Source organism: Fictibacillus sp. 7GRE50, from assembly GCF_015903875.1.
Taxonomy (GTDB): domain Bacteria; phylum Bacillota; class Bacilli; order Bacillales; family Fictibacillaceae; genus Fictibacillus; species Fictibacillus phosphorivorans.
Genome location: NZ_JACZDW010000003.1, coordinates 87053 through 104633, shown reverse-complemented (window position 1 = coordinate 104633; position 17581 = coordinate 87053). Strand labels below are relative to the sequence as shown.

19 protein-coding genes and 3 riboswitches are annotated in these 17581 nt (G+C 39.3%); of the genes, 8 read left to right on the top strand and 11 right to left on the bottom strand.

Annotated elements, in window-relative coordinates; all coding sequences use genetic code 11:
- Positions 1-22 precede the first annotated feature (22 nt).
- A riboswitch (SAM riboswitch) is annotated at positions 23-138 on the bottom strand.
- A 1-nt stretch (position 139) separates the two neighbouring features.
- The 9 genes from IHV12_RS11780 to IHV12_RS22665 all read right to left on the bottom strand — a co-directional run bounded on the left by IHV12_RS11780 (position 140) and on the right by IHV12_RS22665 (position 6920).
- Positions 140-778, bottom strand: coding sequence for an NAD(P)-binding protein (locus IHV12_RS11780; protein ID WP_255552593.1), 639 nt, complete (start codon positions 776-778; stop codon positions 140-142).
- A gap of 15 nt (positions 779-793) precedes the next feature.
- On the bottom strand, positions 794-1546 hold the full coding sequence (locus IHV12_RS11775) for a sirohydrochlorin chelatase (RefSeq protein WP_197191006.1): 753 nt from the start codon (positions 1544-1546) through the stop codon (positions 794-796).
- The gene (gene cobA, locus IHV12_RS11770) at positions 1547-2332 is read right to left on the bottom strand and encodes a uroporphyrinogen-III C-methyltransferase (RefSeq protein ID WP_197191333.1); all 786 of its coding nucleotides are present in this window, start codon (positions 2330-2332) and stop codon (positions 1547-1549) included.
- A gap of 12 nt (positions 2333-2344) precedes the next feature.
- Positions 2345-2566 (bottom strand): DUF3906 family protein, encoded by a 222-nt coding sequence (locus tag IHV12_RS11765; RefSeq protein WP_197191005.1) that lies wholly within the window; start codon positions 2564-2566, stop codon positions 2345-2347.
- A gap of 14 nt (positions 2567-2580) precedes the next feature.
- The gene (locus IHV12_RS11760; RefSeq protein WP_197191004.1) at positions 2581-4209 is read right to left on the bottom strand and encodes a nitrite/sulfite reductase; all 1629 of its coding nucleotides are present in this window, start codon (positions 4207-4209) and stop codon (positions 2581-2583) included.
- A 24-nt stretch (positions 4210-4233) separates the two neighbouring features.
- Positions 4234-4833 (bottom strand): adenylyl-sulfate kinase, encoded by a 600-nt coding sequence (gene cysC / locus IHV12_RS11755; protein ID WP_197191003.1) that lies wholly within the window; start codon positions 4831-4833, stop codon positions 4234-4236.
- On the bottom strand, positions 4799-5995 hold the full coding sequence (gene sat / locus IHV12_RS11750; RefSeq protein ID WP_197191002.1) for a sulfate adenylyltransferase: 1197 nt from the start codon (positions 5993-5995) through the stop codon (positions 4799-4801). Before sat ends, cysC begins: the two co-directional genes overlap by 35 nt.
- A gap of 26 nt (positions 5996-6021) precedes the next feature.
- The gene (locus IHV12_RS11745; protein ID WP_197191001.1) at positions 6022-6729 is read right to left on the bottom strand and encodes a phosphoadenylyl-sulfate reductase; all 708 of its coding nucleotides are present in this window, start codon (positions 6727-6729) and stop codon (positions 6022-6024) included.
- A 95-nt stretch (positions 6730-6824) separates the two neighbouring features.
- A complete protein-coding gene (locus tag IHV12_RS22665) occupies positions 6825-6920 on the bottom strand; it encodes a YezD family protein (RefSeq protein ID WP_231620749.1) in 96 nt (31 codons plus the stop codon).
- A 347-nt stretch (positions 6921-7267) separates the two neighbouring features.
- Positions 7268-7372, bottom strand: a riboswitch (SAM riboswitch).
- Positions 7373-7585: 213 nt separating this feature from the next.
- Between IHV12_RS22665 and IHV12_RS11735 the strand changes: the two genes are divergently transcribed.
- From IHV12_RS11735 to IHV12_RS11710, 6 genes are all read left to right on the top strand, one after another.
- Positions 7586-8485 (top strand): sulfite exporter TauE/SafE family protein, encoded by a 900-nt coding sequence (locus IHV12_RS11735; protein ID WP_197191000.1) that lies wholly within the window; start codon positions 7586-7588, stop codon positions 8483-8485.
- 42 nt (positions 8486-8527) lie between these two features.
- Positions 8528-8632: riboswitch (SAM riboswitch) on the top strand.
- 116 nt (positions 8633-8748) lie between these two features.
- Positions 8749-10062 (top strand): homocysteine synthase, encoded by a 1314-nt coding sequence (locus IHV12_RS11730; protein WP_197190999.1) that lies wholly within the window; start codon positions 8749-8751, stop codon positions 10060-10062.
- 187 nt (positions 10063-10249) lie between these two features.
- Complete coding sequence (locus tag IHV12_RS11725) at positions 10250-11038, top strand: polysaccharide deacetylase family protein (RefSeq protein WP_197127984.1); 789 nt, start codon at positions 10250-10252, stop codon at positions 11036-11038.
- Between the two features lie 195 nt (positions 11039-11233).
- Positions 11234-11965: a GntR family transcriptional regulator gene (locus IHV12_RS11720; RefSeq protein ID WP_197190998.1), complete on the top strand. Its 732-nt coding sequence runs from the start codon at positions 11234-11236 to the stop codon at positions 11963-11965.
- Between the two features lie 43 nt (positions 11966-12008).
- Entirely contained in the window at positions 12009-13547 is a 1539-nt protein-coding gene (gntK, locus tag IHV12_RS11715; protein ID WP_197191332.1) for a gluconokinase, read from the top strand.
- Between the two features lie 17 nt (positions 13548-13564).
- Positions 13565-14911 (top strand): GntP family permease, encoded by a 1347-nt coding sequence (locus IHV12_RS11710; RefSeq protein ID WP_197190997.1) that lies wholly within the window; start codon positions 13565-13567, stop codon positions 14909-14911.
- Between the two features lie 75 nt (positions 14912-14986).
- On the opposite strand, the gene IHV12_RS11705 is transcribed toward IHV12_RS11710, so the two are convergent.
- Positions 14987-16051: a P1 family peptidase gene (locus tag IHV12_RS11705; RefSeq protein WP_197190996.1), complete on the bottom strand. Its 1065-nt coding sequence runs from the start codon at positions 16049-16051 to the stop codon at positions 14987-14989.
- A gap of 21 nt (positions 16052-16072) precedes the next feature.
- Positions 16073-16441: a MerR family transcriptional regulator gene (locus IHV12_RS11700; RefSeq protein WP_197190995.1), complete on the bottom strand. Its 369-nt coding sequence runs from the start codon at positions 16439-16441 to the stop codon at positions 16073-16075.
- Positions 16442-16549: 108 nt separating this feature from the next.
- Here IHV12_RS11700 and IHV12_RS11695 point away from each other — a divergent pair, with 108 nt between their 5' ends.
- The gene (locus IHV12_RS11695; protein WP_197190994.1) at positions 16550-17311 is read left to right on the top strand and encodes an SDR family NAD(P)-dependent oxidoreductase; all 762 of its coding nucleotides are present in this window, start codon (positions 16550-16552) and stop codon (positions 17309-17311) included.
- A gap of 69 nt (positions 17312-17380) precedes the next feature.
- The gene (locus IHV12_RS11690; RefSeq protein ID WP_197190993.1) at positions 17381-17560 is read left to right on the top strand and encodes a hypothetical protein; all 180 of its coding nucleotides are present in this window, start codon (positions 17381-17383) and stop codon (positions 17558-17560) included.
- Positions 17561-17581 lie beyond the last annotated feature (21 nt).

The window sequence follows — 17581 nt, the reverse complement described above, 5'->3', positions numbered from 1 at the left end:
AGACTTTTTGTGCGTCGGGGTCTTCTTATCTTTACAAGTTCAACAAACCGAACTTGCAGGAATTAGCACCTTTTCAGCTAGTAGCTGCTGGTTGCTGAGGTTTCATAGGGCCGCTCCCTCTACCTCTCTTGATAAGGATTTATTCTTTTATTGGTTCGTTTACTAAATTGCGATCTATTTTCTTTAATAATTCCTGTTTATACGTGCGTTGCTTTTCTTCGTTATATAAAAAGGACCGATCTGTTAGCTTTGTTAATAAGTCTTTTCGATTTTTTTCCGGATATTCCTTCTTAATGATCGATCTGCATTGAAATAAAAAATCTAAATACGTTTCATAGTCTTCACTGTATTTTTGTTGAAGCTCTTTTTTTATCGATTTAGATAAACTTGGACTAGCTCCAGAAGTAGAAACTGATAAAATGAGTTTCCCTCTCTTTACAACACTAGGAACAATAAAGTTACCCAGGTCTGGTTGGTCAACAACATTCACTAGCTGTTTCGAACTTGTTAGTTCTGCAATCCAAGAATTAATCTCTTTACTATTGGTTGCAGCAATGATTAGAAACGCTTCTTCCAAATCAGCACGTTCCACTTCTCTTTCGATCCAAGTCAGCTTTCGTTCAGCATGCCATTCTTGAATTTCTTTGACAGCTGCTGGGCTGATTACTGTAATTATTGCCTCTTCATTCAATAAATCATTAATTTTACGATGTGCTACTAGACCACCGCCAGCTACTACAACCGTTCTACCAGACAAATTTATGTGAATAGGATACATAGCATTCCTCTCTTTTTAAGAACATGCATACTTCTTTGTTGCAAGTGTTTCATGTATTCGTGTGAGTAAAACGTCTTTCAGAATAGGATGGTAGCCAAGCGTCTCGCAAAGAGTTACGTTTTGTGTGGTTTGCTGCTGATGGCGAATTATCGTATGTTTCATTCCATTTATTAATAGTCCTGAAAATAGAAGGTAAGGCACAACGATAACTTGCTCATATAATTCACTGCTACTCCAAAGTGCTTCTTCAAAACTTGGTTCTGAACCAGTTAAAAAACAAACTTGAATACTAGGAATTCCATAATGATCTTGAACGTTAGATGCTATTGCTTCTAGGTCGCGCTTAACATCTAGATCGGTGCTACCTCTACCCACTAAAAGGATATGTGAATTTTTTCTTAACGTAACTGCGCTTTTAATGATCTTCTCCCATAACAAATGTGAAATGGCTTGATGTACACCGAAAGGACGTCCGTAATTCACTTCAACTTCTGGATATGTAGTCTGCAGTTGCTGAAGCTCTTTCGGTATGTCTATTTTTATATGGTTCGCACTTAATAAGAACACAGGAATGACAGAGATGCTTGTAGCTCTTTTTTCTATACAGGTTTCAAAACCTTGAGCGATAGAGGGTTCACTAAGCTCTAGAAAACAAATCTCCTTAATGGGCACATCAATTTGTGCCATACACAGTCTCACAAATTCTTCTGCTTCCATACGTCCTTTTTCCAGTCTTGTACCGTGACAGATAAAGAGCAATGCCTTCATTTATAAAGCCTCTCTTACTTCAGCAAGCTTATTCCGTTCATCGTTCAGCTGTTCAAACCATTTCAGTTCACTGCGAAGACGAACGACTTCACCTACAATGATCATACTCGGATTCTCAATATGTTCATTTATTACAATTTCCTCAATCGTATCGAGTGTACCTGTAACGGTTCGTTGACTTTCTAAGGAACCCCATTGAACGAGAGCAACTGGTGTTTCTTTGCTTTTCCCATTTTTCGTTAACTGTTCACAAATATAACCTAGGTTAGCCACTCCCATATAGATCGCTAATGTATCAATACCGTTTGCTAGACTTTCCCATTTCAGTTCATCTTCTTCGCCTTTTTTACGATGACCTGTGACGACCGCATAGCTTGAAGCCATGTTTCGATGCGTAACAGGAATACCCGCATAAGCGGGTGCTGCAATCCCTGATGTTATCCCTGGAATGACCTCAAACGGTATGCGGCTTTTGGCAAGTGTTTCTGCTTCTTCTCCTCCTCTTCCAAACACGAAGGGGTCGCCACCTTTTAGGCGAGTTACTACTTTTCCTTTCTGAGCGTGTTTAACTAAGAAACTGTTGATCGTCTCTTGCTTCATGAAATGGTAGTTTGGCAGTTTACCGCAATAAATTAAATCGCAATCAGGTTTTGCATAAGAGAGCAATTCTTTGTTCACTAATCGATCATATAAAATGACATCCGCTTCCTGAATACAACGCAGACCTTTTACGGTTATCAACCCTGGATCTCCCGGACCAGCTCCGACAAGATACACTTTTCCCATCATCATCACTCCTTAAGGATTTAAAATCATTTCTCGTTCATAGAGCACAAAGCCGTTCCCCGTACGAATTCGTTTCTTTTCATAAAGAGAGATTTCATCAACTTCAGGCTGTTTCAAAAAGTACTTTTCGAGCTCGATGTCAACCAACTGAAAAGCCTGTTCATCTGTTGAAGCGGCTATCACAACAGGAATAACCTCTGATTTCAAAATCACTTCAAAACGGTATAAATACATAGCTTGACCCCCTTTTATGAGACTTTTTCTTCTAACTCTTCTGCGATTCGGTCCAGTTCTATTTGAAGATGTTCCAACCCGACACGGTCTATATAATCAAAAAAGTTTTCGGATGGAAGTTTCTTTTCTTTAAATACAGTAAGGAATCGTAAAAGTACCTCGTCAAGTGAATCTGCATGAAACTTTCCTTTAAGCTTTTCGTTAAACTTTCCGCCATCATCAAGTGTGCCTCCTACATAAATCTCAAAGGCTTGAACCATCTTTTTCTCTTTCGTTTTTAACAATACACCTTGAAGACCAATATCTGCGATCTGACGCTGTCCGCATGAGTTAGGGCAGCCAACCATATGAATGCGAACAGGAACATCTAGTGTTATTTTTTGATCAAGGTTCTCAGCGATTTTACGCATCCTTTCTTTCGTTTCAACGAGTGCTAAGTTGCAGTACTCGATCCCTGTACAAGAGACGGAATGTCCTATAAATGAAAGAGGCTGAGTAGTAATACGTTTGAAAATGCTCTCTTTTAAAAGCAAGTCGACGTTTTCGTGTTTCACATTTGGAATAATTAAGTTTTGAGAATTTACCGTTCGAATTTCACCGTTTCCGTATTTCTTAGCAATTTCAGCAAGCTCTAAAACTTCATCAGCATGAAGTCGACCAACAGGTACGTTAAAGCCGATATAACTTAATCCGTCTTGCTTTTGAGAATGAACGCCATAGAAGTAACCTCCGTTCCAAGTTTTAAGAGCATCTCTTCCTTTAGAGTGAAGCGGTCCGGTATATTCTAATAGCTTTTCTTTGAATTTATCTGGTCCCCAATCGGCCATTAAGAATTTCAGACGTGCAAGGTGTCGTTTCTCCCGATAACCGTAGTCACGGAAAATCGTAGTAATTGCGATCGACACTTCTTTTACCTGATGCGGTTCAATAAACACATCAAGGGGCTGTGCTAAGAATGGTCTAGATGAAAGACCGCCGCCGATCTTTATGTGAAAGCCAGGAATCTCTTTTTCTTCAATTTCCTTAAAAGCTGGAGTATAGGCCACACAGTTGATCTCAGCATGAGCACTATTGTTTACATTTGAACTAATGGACATTTTGTATTTTCTCGGCAAATTAGAGAAATCTTCATTATGCTGAAAGAACTCATAAACTTCCTTTACAATTTCAGTGGTATCGAAGAGTTCGTGTGGATCGATGCCCGCGATTGGGTTCCCCATGATGTTTCTTGTGATGTCCCCGCATGCACCCGCGCTCGACAACCCAACTCCTTCTAACCGATTAAAGATATCTGGAATCTCTTCAATCGTCAGCCAGTGAAATTGAATGGCCTGTCGTGTCGTGATATCGAATACGTCTCTTCCGTAATCTTTGCAAATATGAGCCAATGCTTTTACTTGTTCATAACTTAAAATGCCAGATGGAACATTGACTCTCATCATAAAATAGCCATCTTCTTTAGGACGCTGCAGATAGAGTCCTGCCCACTTGAAACTATCCCATTCTTCTTTCGGGATAGAGGAGAAGCCGTTTTCTGCGTAATAAGGAATATCTTCAAATATTTTTAAGCCGTCTTTTACGAGCTTTTTTTGTTCGGTCTTATTAATCTTCGGATTTTCTGCCCACGTCTTTTGATATGCCATTCTCTCATTCTCCTTTTTATTTAGTTAAATCAGCTTCCTTTTTTCCAGAAGATTTAAGATGCTCTCTACAATCTCAGAAACGCTTTGTTCGTTAGTATATATGGTGAAATCTGGTGAAATCGGTTCTTCATAAGGTGAATCAATTCCAGTAAAGTCAGGAATTTCACCTTTTCTCGCTTTGCTATATAAACCTTTTGGATCTCTTTTTTCACATTCTTCAATCGGACATGAAACAAAAATTTCTATAAATTCCTCTTCTGAAACGATTCTTTTCGCCATTTCCCGATCTTGTATAAAGGGAGAGATAAAAGCTGTAAGTACGACTGTTCCGTTATCTACAAAAAGCTTTGATACTTCAGAAATGCGTCGAATGTTTTCACTTCGATTTTCATCAGAGAATGAAAGATCGCGGTTTAATCCATTACGAATGTTATCTCCATCCAATACATAGTTTCGGATGTTTCTCTCGTACAGTTCTTTTGCGAGCGTATTGGCGATAGTTGATTTGCCAGAACCTGAGAGACCAGTAAACCAAAGAACAAAACTGGAATGGTTATTTTGTTTTCTTCTGTCTTCTTTCGTAATTGAACTATCGTGCCAAATGATATTGTGCGGTTTGCTCATTTGAATCTCCTATTCTATGATTTGCATCATTTCGATTTAGTCCATTTATTAATACCTCTACTACTTCTTTTCGGCTGAACGTACTAGGTGGAAGTTCTCCATTACGAAGAAGCTCTCTTACCTTTGTTCCAGATAAGATGACATGTTCTTCCATTGGGTGTGGACATGTTTTCGAAGAAGCCATACCTTCGCATTTATTGCAATAAAAGCTATGTTCAAAAAACAATGTTTGGATGCCGATCTCATCTTCTGTAAACTGTGAAAAGATCTCTTGTGCTTCATACGTTCCGTAATAATTTCCTACTCCAGCATGATCACGACCTACGATAAAGTGTGTGCAGCCGTAATTTTTTCTGACGATCGCATGAAAAATGGCTTCACGAGGACCTGCATATCGCATCGCTGCAGGAAATACAGCAAGAAACACACGGTCGATAGGATAATAGTTTTTTAGAAGAACATGATAGCTTTCCATTCGAACATCAGCTGGTATATCATCAGACTTTGTTTCCCCTACGAGCGGGTTTAAGAAGAGTCCGTCTACAATTTCAAGTGCGGCTTTTTGAATATATTCATGAGCCCGGTGAACGGGATTTCTCGTTTGAAAACCTACTATAGTGCTCCAACCTAATTCGTTAAATCGTTTTCTCGTTTCACTCGGATCGAGATGATACTCTTGGAACAAATTTTTCTTAATACGTCTAACAAGTGTAATCTCGCCACCTACATAAACAGAATGTCGTTCGAACAGCTTCTTAACTCCTGGATGATTTTGGTCGGATGTCTTATAAACTCGCTCTGCTTCAATTTGTTTAACAGGAGTATAAACATCACCTACCTTAAGAATCCCGTAGGTTACACCATCGTATGTTAAACGAACTTCTTCACCTCTTATAAGTGTTGATGCTGTATCAGAATCTACCGGTAACGTGATGGGCAAGCTCCAAACCGTTCCATCGCTGAGCCTTATATCGTGGACAACGGATTGATAATCTTTTTGGTTTAAAAATCCTGTTAACGGACTATAAGCTCCAATCGCGATCAATTCAAGATCGCTGAGTGCAGTTGCATCAAGAATAATTTCTTTTTTAAGGTTGTATTGTGGTGTTTCAGGCCTGAACCGAGTGATTAATTGCCCTCCATGTGGTTGAATCGTACTCATAATGTCTCTCTCCTCCTAGTATTTCTCTATTTATTCTCGTGAAGCCCGCATTCTCGTTTTCCTGTACCTGACCATCGACCGGCACGAAGGTCGACTGCGTTAACAGCTGCCTGTGTACATGGCTCGCAGCCTATACTTGGATACCCATTGTCGTGTAGTTTGTTATACGGCAAGTCATGTTTATGTGCATACCGCCAAATATCCTTCCACGTCCAATGAATGAGCGGACAAATCTTGATGCTTTTAAATCGTTCGTCCCGATTAACAAATTGCGTGTTCTGGCGGGTAGGTGACTGTTCACGGCGTAGACCTGAAAGCCAGGCTGTTACTCCGTTTAGTTCTTCTTCTAAAGGAATCACTTTTCGAATCATGCAGCATTGATTAGGATTTAATTTCCAAAGCTCTTCACCGTGCTTACTCGCCTGTTCTTCAAGAGATAAAGCCGGTGTTTTCAATTTGATGCGAAGAGATGGATATCTTTTCTTCGCTTCTTCAATCACTTTATACGTTTCTAAAAAATGCAGATGGGTATCAAGGAAAACAATTTGAGCATCACGCTTTATTTGATGAACAAGATCCACTAAGACGCTTCCTTCAATTCCGAAGCTACACGCATAAACCAGATCATCTTCATACGTTTCATAAGCCCACTTCAAAGCATGCAGCGCGCCTTTTGTGGGGTTTTCACTATCAAAATCACGGGTTTTTTCGTCCCATGTTTCGTACGTTAGCAATCTGCTACCTCCTTTTCGCCATAAAAAAAGCGGCTTTAACGTTTTTAGGGCTTTGCCCATTCGTTAAAACCGCCTCTAGTTTTCTAGTCAGCGAATTATTTAATTCTTACCTTCTCGTTCTTTTCAAGCTGAATCACTTTTCCATCTTGAACGACTAAAGTGATTGATCCAAATTTAATACTGCTCAGCATTTGTTGAAGCTGAGGAAGAAAATCGTTTGCACTATTTTCGTTCGCCACTCCACTGCCTCCCTTTCTAACATTCATATCTTTTCAAAGGCTCTTTCAAAAAGTTGTTGTTTTTTGTTGATTTATGTTTTGGCTTCATTGAAAAGTTGATTGGAGTGCAAGGTGCGAGACTCCTGGGGGATCAGCGGGACAGGTGAGACACCTAAGGACACAAAGTGTCGAGGTGGCTCACCGCACGACCCCCGGAAAGCGAGCATCCTGGAACGGATATCAACCACTTTCAAGAGCAACAAAAGCCAAAAAACAAAAAAACCTTCCCATTTCGGAAAGATAGTGGAGGTAAACATATTACCTTATCTTCCAAAATGTAAATACATTCTGCTGGAGTTAGCACCTTACAATCGCAGGTTGCCGGGTTTCATCGGGCCAGTTCCCTTCACCACTCTGGATAAGAGTTTAAATTTTATAAAATCATAACATATCTGAAAATGATATCAAGACCTATTTTTTCATTTTTCTATTTTTACAAAAAATTTAAACAAACAGTTGACTTTTTATGTTTTTGAATCATATAGTATTAACTAAAATTTAATCTGTATCGCTGATCGGTAAACCGAAGGCTCTTAACACTACTTGTTAAGGGCCTTTTTATTTTGAGGAGGAAAAGTATGAAAAAGTTGATTGTATTAGCTCTAATTGGTCTTTTTGCACAGTTGATTGATGGATCACTCGGTATGGCTTATGGAGTTACATCTACATCTTTGCTGTTAGTAGCTGGAATTGCTCCTGCAGCTGCATCTGCGTCCGTACATCTTGCTGAAGTCGTTACCACTGCGGCATCCGGCGCTTCTCATATTAAGTTTGGAAACGTTGATCGCCAAGTCGTTACTCGCTTAATTCTGCCGGGTTCAATCGGCGCATTTGTAGGTGCTTGTTTTTTAAGCAACCTTCCTGGAGATCTAGTAAAGCCATATATCTCTATCTTTCTAATTATCCTTGGAATTTATATCTTATATCGTTTTCTGTTTAAACTTGGAGAAAAGAAAGCAACAGCGAATGGTACACCATTTACGAAGAAACAACTTATTCCACTTGGATTATTAGCAGGTTTCTTAGATGCTACAGGTGGAGGAGGCTGGGGCCCGGTCACCACTCCAGTCCTAATGGCAAAACAAGACATGAAAACCAGGAAGGTGATCGGTTCTGTAGATACAAGTGAATTTGCTGTAGCAGTATCTGCATCAGTCGGATTCTTCATCGCACTCGGCTGGGAACAAGTTGAATGGCTATGGGTAGGTGCATTGATGCTAGGAGGAGTGATTGCGGCTCCTATTGCTGCATGGCTAGTGCGACTCATTCCCTCTCACATACTCGGAGTACTTGTTGGTGGATTGATTATTATCACCAATACCCGCACCCTTCTTCATACACTAGGGGTTTCACATAACATGTTGTTACCAATCTACTTTGTTCTTGCTGCTTTTTGGGCGGTTGGAGTTATTTATGCAGTTAAAAGTAATCCGGAAAATAAAAATCCGAAATTTTTAAAAAATTCAGTTGACTATTGATAATGACCTATGTATTATAAATCTTAATTCAATATTCAAATCTTCTTATCCAGAGAGGCTGAGGGACTGACCCTATGATGCCCGGCAACCAGCGGAAACGCATGGTGCTAATTTCAGCAGAACAATTAATGTTCTGAAAGATGAGACTTCGATCGGGTGAAATCATCGGGACCTCTTCTTTTGGAAGAGGTCTTTTTTTCTGGGATAAGTTGAAACTGAATGCGATTGGATACAAAAAAATGACGTTGAGGAGAGATTTGAAAATGACTGATCAAAATGCAAAAAGACAGTATGGGTTTGAAACGATTTCATTACATGAAGGTCAAAAAGTTGATCCGACTACAGGAGCTCGTGCTGTTCCGATCTACCAGACCACTTCCTATCAGTTCAATTCAACAGAGCACGCAGCGAACTTATTTGCCCTAAAAGAGTTCGGAAACATATATACGCGTTTGATGAATCCAACGCAAGATGCGTTTGAACAGACCATTGCAAAACTTGAAGGCGGTGTTGGTGCTCTTGCTCTTGCTTCTGGCCAGGCTGCCATTACAAATGCTATATTCAATATCGCTGGCTCTGGTGATGAAATCGTCGCTTCCACCTCTCTATATGGTGGAACGTATAACCTGTTCTCTGTCACTCTCCCCAAGCTCGGCATCCAGACACAATTCGCTGAAATTGATAATCTTCAATCGTTTAAAGACGCTATTACAGAAAAAACAAAAGCCGTATACATTGAGACCATCGGGAATCCAAAAATCGATGTAGCCGACATTCAAGCGATTGCTGACATCGCACATGACGCAGGAGTTCCTCTTATTGTAGATAATACGTTGGCTACGCCTTACCTTTGTCGCCCAATCGAACATGGAGCGGATATCGTTGTTCATTCTGCAACAAAGTTCATCGGAGGACATGGTACTTCAGTAGGTGGAGTTATCGTCGATTCTGGAAAATTTGATTGGAGCAATGGGAAATTCCCAGGCTTGACTGAGCCAGATCCAAGCTATAAAGGAATTGTGTATACGGATGCATTTGGTCCACTTGCTTATATTCTAAAAGCACGTGTTCAGCTGCTTCGAGATCTAGGTTCGTCTATCGCACCGTTCAACTCCTTTCTATTTATTCAAGGATTGGAAACACTTGCTCTGCGTATAGAACGTCATGTTGAAAATACATTGAAAGTAGCGAAGTTCCTAGAGAGTCATCCATCGGTCGATTGGGTAAATTACGCAGGGCTTCCAAGCAGCCCTTACTATGAACTTGCCCAAAAATACCTCCCTAAAGGCGCGGGTGCAATTTTAACATTCGGGGTTAAAGGCGGTGTAGACGAAGGTAAAAAGTTGATCGAAAATGTTAGCATCTTCTCTCACCTGGCAAACGTGGGAGATTCAAAATCATTGATCATCCATCCAGCTAGCACCACTCATCAACAACTATCTGAAGAAGAACAAAGAAAATCAGGCGTAAGCCCAGAACTAATCCGTCTTTCGATCGGAATTGAAACAGTAGATGATCTAATCTATGACTTAGATCACGCATTAAAAGCGATCTCACTTTCTCCAAGTGGATTGTAGATTACAACGATTAAGCTGTTCAAGAAATCCTTTGAGCAGCTTTTTTGTTGCCAAGACTCTTCTCCTGTTAGCGAGCACCTTAAACGGAAATCAGCTTTAAGAACAACCTTGTATACAGATACAGCTTTGTCATAAATCAGTTTCTCCTTACAAATACTATTGGTAACAAATTTTAGAATGAGGGCTCATGATGTCTACCATTGTAAAAATGATTGTTTCCATGTTTTTATGTCACATTCTTTTTTTCGGACCAAAAGTCAATGCAGGTGTAGTAAATCGTTTTGAAGTAGAGAAATATGGAGATGTAATCTGGGAAGTTCCTTCAAAAAAGAAACAAGTTGCGATTACATTTGACGATGGCCCAGACCCCGTATACACCACTCAGATCTTAGATGTTCTTAAAAAGGAAGGTGTTCATGCAACATTCTTTCTTATTGGAAAGCGGGTTGAGAAGTATCCAGAAATCGTGAAAAGAGAGCTAAAAGAAGGACATGAAATCGGCAACCATACGTATAATCACCCTAGTTTCCACACCATTTCAAGGCATAAAGTTGTGGTTGAAACAAGAAAGACCGAGCACCTTCTCGATCCTGCTCATCATTCAGATTACATAAAATTGTTTCGACCTCCAGGCGGTACAGTTACAGAGAACAGTTTAAAAGTCTTAAAAAAAGAAGGATACAAAGTTATCCTATGGTCTTGGCATCAAGATCCCCGCGATTGGACAAATCCAGGATCTGAAAGGATAGCCAGACACATCCTAACGAATTTAAAAAACGGAGATATTATTCTTTTGCATGATTCTGGAGGTAATCGCAGTCAAACGGTTGCTGCATTAAAGATTATACTTCCCAAGCTTAAGGAAATGGGTTATGAAATTGTAACGGTTGATGAACTATTAAAAATGCACCCACGATACAATGAGTTCCATGAAACTGAAATGAAGAAAGAAGAAGTACCCTTATTAATCGAATAAAGAATGAGGAGAACAATTTTAATGATTAGATTGTTCTTTTCTTTTTTATTTAGACCTCCCTACTGATCACTTTGTTTAGACGCTTGCTCACTATTTGTTTTTAACATTAAATAAAAGCGCTTGCATTTTATAATCACTGTACTATAATACTACTTGTATACAAGTATACTCGTTCTACAAAAGGAGGTTATTAAGTTGAACGATTCTATGGAACTTCTTTATCCTGAAAAGTGGCTTTCCAAAGCTTCTACTGGGGAACGTGTCGCTTGTGAGCTGAGAATGCGGATTATCTCGGGACTCATTGAAAGCGGTACCACTCTTTCTGAAAATAAATTAGCTGCTGAATATAATGTTAGCCGCTCTCCTATACGAGAAGCACTTAAGGTTCTATCGAATGAAAACTTAATTCGTTTAGAGCGTATGGGTGCAGTTGTGGTCGGCTTAACTGAAAAAGAAATTGAAGAAATTTATGATGTTCGGCTTCTTATTGAGACTTTCGTGTTTGAACGACTTGTTAAAAACGACACGGCGCACGTTGTTAAAGAACTTACAAAAATTTTTGAGATGATGCAGATTGCAATTAAGTACAAAGATGCTGATGAGTTCGCTCTTCAGGATGTCTTGTTTCATGAAACAATTATTCGTTCTATCAACCATTCGTACATCACGATGATCTGGAACAATACAAAACCAGTTATGGAAAGCTTCATCTTATTATCCATGCGCATGCATTTCAATGAAAAGTACGATGACCTTTCTCGAATCATGAAAAACCATGAACTCTATATTGATGCGATTTCATCAAAAAATAGAGAAATTATGATTCAATCGCTGCATCAAAATTTTGATGATGTTCAAGGAAAAGTAGATGATTTATGGATGTCACAACAAATGCTATCGAAAGCACGGGAGCAAGAAAAGGAGTAAATAAATGATGGATATCGACGGTTCACAACATAGAAAAAGCTATATGGTAGGAGTCGACATCGGAACTACAAGTACTAAAGCAGTGTTGTTTAATGAAAACGGTGAAATTCTTTCACAAGAAAACATTGGGTACCCGCTTCACACGCCTGATATTTCTACAGCGGTACAAGATCCAGAAGAAATTTTCCGAACGGTTTTGCAAACCCTTACAAATGTTATCAAACGTTCTTCTATTCCATCCAGCGCTATTTCGTTCATTTCATTTAGCAGTGCCATGCACAGCGTGATTGCAATGGATGAGAATGATCAGCCATTAACACCTTGCATCACTTGGGCAGATAATCGCAGTGAAGCTTTGGCACGAAAAATAAAAACACAATGTAACGGACATGAGATCTATAAACGAACAGGCACTCCTATCCATCCGATGAGTCCATTAAGTAAAATCGCTTGGATTGTAAATGATCAGCCTGATATTGCAGCTAGAGCCAAAAAGTATATTGGGATTAAAGAATTCATCTTTCAGCGCCTATTTAACGAATATGTTGTTGATCATTCTCTAGCCTCAGCGATGGGGATGATGAATCTGAAAAAGCTGGATTGGGATGAAGAAGCTTTACGTGTTGCAGGAATTAATCGTAATCAATTATCAACCCTAGTCCCTACAACAACGATCTTCAATGATTGTCATCAAGATATAGCCAAGCAGATCGGAATCGATCCGAAAACAGCATTTATTATTGGAGCAAGTGATGGCGTGCTGTCAAACCTGGGTGTAGATGCGATTGGTAAAGGCGAAATAGCCGTAACTATTGGTACGAGTGGTGCGATTCGTACAATCATTGATCAGCCAAAGACTGATGAGAAAGGCAGAATTTTTTGCTACGCACTAACAGAGAATCACTGGGTCATCGGTGGGCCAGTTAACAACGGCGGTGTTGTCCTGCGCTGGATACGGGATGAATTCGCAGCTTCAGAACTTGAAACAGCAAAGCGTCTGGGAATAGATCCTTATGAAATTTTAACTAAGATAGCAGAACGTGTGCGACCTGGAGCTGATGGTTTATTGTTTCACCCTTATCTCGCTGGTGAACGCGCTCCACTTTGGAATTCAGATGTTCGAGGATCTTTCTTCGGTCTTACGTTGTCTCATAAAAAAGAGCATATGATCAGGGCGGCACTTGAAGGCGTCCTCTATAATCTTTATACCGTTTATTTGGCTTTGGTTGAATGTATGGATGAACCTGTGAGCCGATTACAGGCAACGGGAGGCTTTGCTCGATCAGAAACATGGCGTCAGATGATGTCAGACATTTTTGATACAGAGGTAGCGGTGCCAGAGGTTTACGAAAGTTCTTGTTTAGGTGCATGTATTTTGGGCTTGTATGCAACAGGAAAAATTGAATCGTTTGAAGCGGCTTCAAAAATGATCGGGAGTACTTATACTCACTCTCCAAATAAAGAAGCGGTAAAAGAATATAGAGAATTGTTACCGATCTTTATCAGTCTATCTAGAAAACTTGAAGAAGATTATTCACGTATTGCAACGTATCAAAGAAGTTTAATCACTAGAGAAAATTAGTATTAGGGGGATCTATCATGCCATTATTTATCGTAGCTTGTGGAATTTTAGCATTGTTATTATTGATCATGTATTTCAAATTAAACACATTCATTTCTTTAATCATCGTATCATTCGGTGTTGCATTAGCACTAGGTATGCCACTTGGGGAAATCGTTAAATCGATTGAAGCAGGTTTAGGTGGAACGCTCGGACATCTGGCGTTAATCTTCGGTCTAGGTGCCATGCTAGGTAAACTAATTGCTGATGCCGGCGGTGCTCAGCGGATTGCTATCACACTCATTGAGAAATTCGGGGAAAAGAAAATTCAATGGGCGATTGTTGTTGCTTCTTTCATTATAGGTATCGCTTTATTCTTTGAAGTAGGTCTTGTTCTATTAATTCCGATCGTTTTTGCCATTTCAAAACAATTACGCGTTTCCATTCTTTTTCTAGGTATTCCCATGGTAGCAGCTCTTTCAGTAACACACGGATTCTTACCTCCTCACCCGGGTCCAACGGTAATTGCAGGAGAATTTGGTGCTAATATTGGTGAAGTATTGCTTTATGGTTTTATTATTGCGATCCCTACTGTAATTCTTGCAGGACCAGTATTTACAAAGATTGCAAAAAAGATTGTTCCTGACTCATTCAACAAAACAGGAAATATTGCTTCTCTAGGTGAACAGAAAGTATTTAAATTAGAAGATACACCTTCATTTGGTATCTCAGTGTTTACAGCGATGCTTCCAGTCATTTTAATGTCTATCGCTACTGTAATCACACTTGTTCAGAACACGATGGGTATCGCAGACTCAAAGACATTTGAAGTGATCCGCTTTGTTGGTGACGCATCTACTTCCATGCTGATCTCATTACTCGTAGCAGTTTATACGATGGGATTAGCAAGAAATATACCGATTAAAACAGTTATGGATTCATGTACGACAGCTATCACTCATATCGGAATGATGCTATTAATCATCGGTGGAGGCGGAGCCTTTAAACAAGTATTGATCAATGGTGGCGTTGGCGATTATGTAGCTGAGTTGTTCAAAGACACTACGTTCTCCCCGATTTTACTAGCATGGATTATCGCAGCCATCCTTCGAATTTCGTTAGGATCTGCAACGGTAGCCGCATTAACAACAGCGGGTCTAGTCATCCCATTATTAGGTCAAACCGATGTTAACCTTGCGTTAGTTGTCCTTGCAACAGGAGCTGGTAGTTTAATAGCATCACACGTGAATGATGCAGGCTTCTGGATGTTCAAAGAGTATTTTGGCTTAAGTATGAAAGAAACGTTTGCAACATGGACTTTATTAGAAACCATTATTTCAGTGGCTGGATTAGGTTTCATCCTTCTATTAAATCTATTTGTATAACAAATGTAAGAAATCCCTATCGAATGATCTTCGATAGGGATTTCTTTATGTATTGTGCGTTGTAAGCTTTAATTATCATTCCGATAATTGTATATCGAATTCTTCTAGAAGATCTTTGAACGCTGGCCGTTCATTCCCGTCTCGACCTTTGACATGTGTAGTTGTTACTAGCGAGTTTAACACTGCTTCTTCTACAGCTTCTCCAACAGCACGAAATGCTAGATCCATATCTTCTTCATGTATCGTTGGAATCATAGTAATCTGATTCGGTTTATTATGAGGAATCTTAGTTGCTGTCGAAAAACCAATCACCACTTCCCCGCTGCCGTGCGTAATAATCGAACCCGTTCTTGACAAACCTGTCACAGATCTCTTAATAATTCTGTTCAGTTGTCTTTCAGAAACGGGTAGATCTGTAGCTACGATAATCATGACAGATCCTTTGTCCTTTTCTTCCCACGATTTTAGTAAAGCTTCCTTTAATTCTTGTCCGATAGCTCTACCGTTTATCAGCAGGTCGCTTAATATGCCGAAGTTTGACAATACAAGTACTCCAATCGTAAACGTTTCATTGTCGATTGAAAAACATCTTGAAGACGTACCGATTCCACCTTTTAAGGAATAGCAAAGCATTCCCGTTCCTGCTCCAACACTACCTTCCTTTACTTCCTTTCCGGCATTTTCTATAGCTTTTACGACATGATCTCTTTTTACAAATTGTGCTCTTACATCATTCAAAAACATGTCATTACATTCACCAACGATAGGGTTTACTGTACCTGTTGTCTGGCCAATCTCAGGATTCTTATCTAACATATATTGAATTAAGGCATCTGCGGCGGTTCCTATACTCAACGTGTTAGTCAGTATGATAGGAGTTTCTAACACCCCTAGTTCTTTCATCTGAATGGTTCCCATCGTTTTCCCGAATCCATTGATCACATGACTCGAAGCGATAAGTTTGTCCATAAATGTATTTTCGTCATGAGGAATGATGCTAGTAACCCCTGTTTGCATAGCTCCTTCGCTTAGCGTTACATGCCCTACTGTAACTCCTTCGACATCTGTAATTGAGTTAAAAGCCCCGGTTTCTATCTTACCAATCTTCACCCCGAAATCTCTAATCCGTTTCTGTGTCATGTAAGTAGCACCTCCTTATGTTTAGTTGAAATCTTGCTTACGAAGATATTCTTCATATGCTGATATCTTTTTACGCAACATATTATCAATTTCCATTAATACTTTTATCTGGTTTTGAACATGATCTTGGTGATTTTTTAATAAGTTCAACCTCTTATGAGTAGTTTGATCACCCTGTAAAAATAAAGAAGCATATTCCTGAATCTGAGCAAGCGGCATTTTCGTTTCTTTAAGTTTGATAACAAAACGCAGCCATTGAACATGGTATTCAGAGTAACGTCGATCACCACGAACTGTTCGCTCTGGTGAAATAATCTTTTCTTTTTCATAAAATCGCAGAGTATGTGTACTAATGTTAAGGAGTTTAGCAACTTCTCCAATGGTATACATGTCTATCACTCCAACTGATATCTAGTTTCTTGACTTAGAGTTTACTCTAATCAGTATAATAAAACACAAGAGGAATTATCAAATGAATAAATTTGAGGAGTGATTTTAATGAAATACACAGTAATTACGGGAGCGAGCTCTGGAATTGGATACGAAACGGCACTTGCATTTGCTGCTAGAGGTAAGAATTTAATTATTGCAGCTCGGAGAAAAGAAGAATTAGAGCAACTTAGAGCAAACGTATTGTCTATGTATCCAGATCTTGACGTTGTTGTTTACACAGTTGATCTATCAATAACCGCGAAAGTACATGATTTCTACGAAAGTCTTAAGGATTATGAGATTGAAACTTGGATTAACAATGCGGGCTTTGGGAACTTCGCTTCAGTTGGAGAGCAAAATTTAGATAAAATTGAAACTATGATTCATTTAAATATTGAAGCATTAACCGTTCTTTCTTCTCTTTTTGTTAGAGATTATGCTGAGGTTGAAGGAACACAGCTTATCAACATATCTTCTGGCGGAGGCTACACGATTGTTGCAGACGCCGTAACGTATTGTGCATCCAAATTTTATGTGAGTGCCTTTACAGAAGGACTCGCACAAGAATTAAAGAGTAAAGGACAAGCCATGCAAGCAAAAGTGTTAGCTCCAGCTGCTACGGAAACAGAATTTGCAAAGCGTTCCATGGATCTCGACGAGTTTCAGTATGAAGGAACAGTTCCTAAATTTCATACAAGTAAAGAGATGGCGGATTTTTTGCTGAATTTATATGATAGCGAAAAAGTTGTGGGTATCGTTGATGGTGAAACCTATGAATTTCACTTAAAAGACCCAATCTATCCGTATGCAGCTAGACAAAGAAAATAGTCTTACCACCTCTGAATTATGATAGACTGAATCAAGAAGATTAAGAAGTCTCCTGTTGGAGGTATGCACATGTATTCAAGCGAGATAAGAACAAAGAACCACGATCGAAAAAATGTGAATACTACTTTAAGCCATTCGTTATACACTGAAATTAAGATATTAGCTAAAAAACTTGATAAACCAGCGAATGAACTTATTGAAGAAGGTATGGTTCATGTATTGAATCAGTATAAAAAGAACAAGAAGTAAGCAAGAAAACGCACAGGAATG

Bases quoted from the DNA above. Each gene is read 5' to 3' on its own strand.
- cysC (WP_197191003.1), bottom strand. From the start codon at position 4,833: ATGAGCAAACCGCACAATATCATTTGGCACGATAGTTCAATTACGAAA.
- IHV12_RS11710 (WP_197190997.1), top strand. From the start codon at position 13,565: ATGCCATTATTTATCGTAGCTTGTGGAATTTTAGCATTGTTATTATTG.
- sat (WP_197191002.1), bottom strand. From the start codon at position 5,995: ATGAGTACGATTCAACCACATGGAGGGCAATTAATCACTCGGTTCAGG.
- IHV12_RS11765 (WP_197191005.1), bottom strand. From the start codon at position 2,566: ATGTATTTATACCGTTTTGAAGTGATTTTGAAATCAGAGGTTATTCCT.
- IHV12_RS11705 (WP_197190996.1), bottom strand. From the start codon at position 16,051: ATGACACAGAAACGGATTAGAGATTTCGGGGTGAAGATTGGTAAGATA.
- IHV12_RS11735 (WP_197191000.1), top strand. From the start codon at position 7,586: ATGAAAAAGTTGATTGTATTAGCTCTAATTGGTCTTTTTGCACAGTTG.
- IHV12_RS11695 (WP_197190994.1), top strand. From the start codon at position 16,550: ATGAAATACACAGTAATTACGGGAGCGAGCTCTGGAATTGGATACGAA.
- IHV12_RS11775 (WP_197191006.1), bottom strand. From the start codon at position 1,546: ATGAAGGCATTGCTCTTTATCTGTCACGGTACAAGACTGGAAAAAGGA.
- IHV12_RS11700 (WP_197190995.1), bottom strand. From the start codon at position 16,441: ATGTATACCATTGGAGAAGTTGCTAAACTCCTTAACATTAGTACACAT.
- cobA (WP_197191333.1), bottom strand. From the start codon at position 2,332: ATGGGAAAAGTGTATCTTGTCGGAGCTGGTCCGGGAGATCCAGGGTTG.
- gntK (WP_197191332.1), top strand. From the start codon at position 12,009: ATGGTAGGAGTCGACATCGGAACTACAAGTACTAAAGCAGTGTTGTTT.
- IHV12_RS11725 (WP_197127984.1), top strand. From the start codon at position 10,250: ATGATGTCTACCATTGTAAAAATGATTGTTTCCATGTTTTTATGTCAC.
- IHV12_RS22665 (WP_231620749.1), bottom strand. From the start codon at position 6,920: ATGCTGAGCAGTATTAAATTTGGATCAATCACTTTAGTCGTTCAAGAT.
- IHV12_RS11690 (WP_197190993.1), top strand. From the start codon at position 17,381: ATGTATTCAAGCGAGATAAGAACAAAGAACCACGATCGAAAAAATGTG.
- IHV12_RS11760 (WP_197191004.1), bottom strand. From the start codon at position 4,209: ATGGCATATCAAAAGACGTGGGCAGAAAATCCGAAGATTAATAAGACC.
- IHV12_RS11730 (WP_197190999.1), top strand. From the start codon at position 8,749: ATGACTGATCAAAATGCAAAAAGACAGTATGGGTTTGAAACGATTTCA.
- IHV12_RS11780 (WP_255552593.1), bottom strand. From the start codon at position 778: ATGTATCCTATTCACATAAATTTGTCTGGTAGAACGGTTGTAGTAGCT.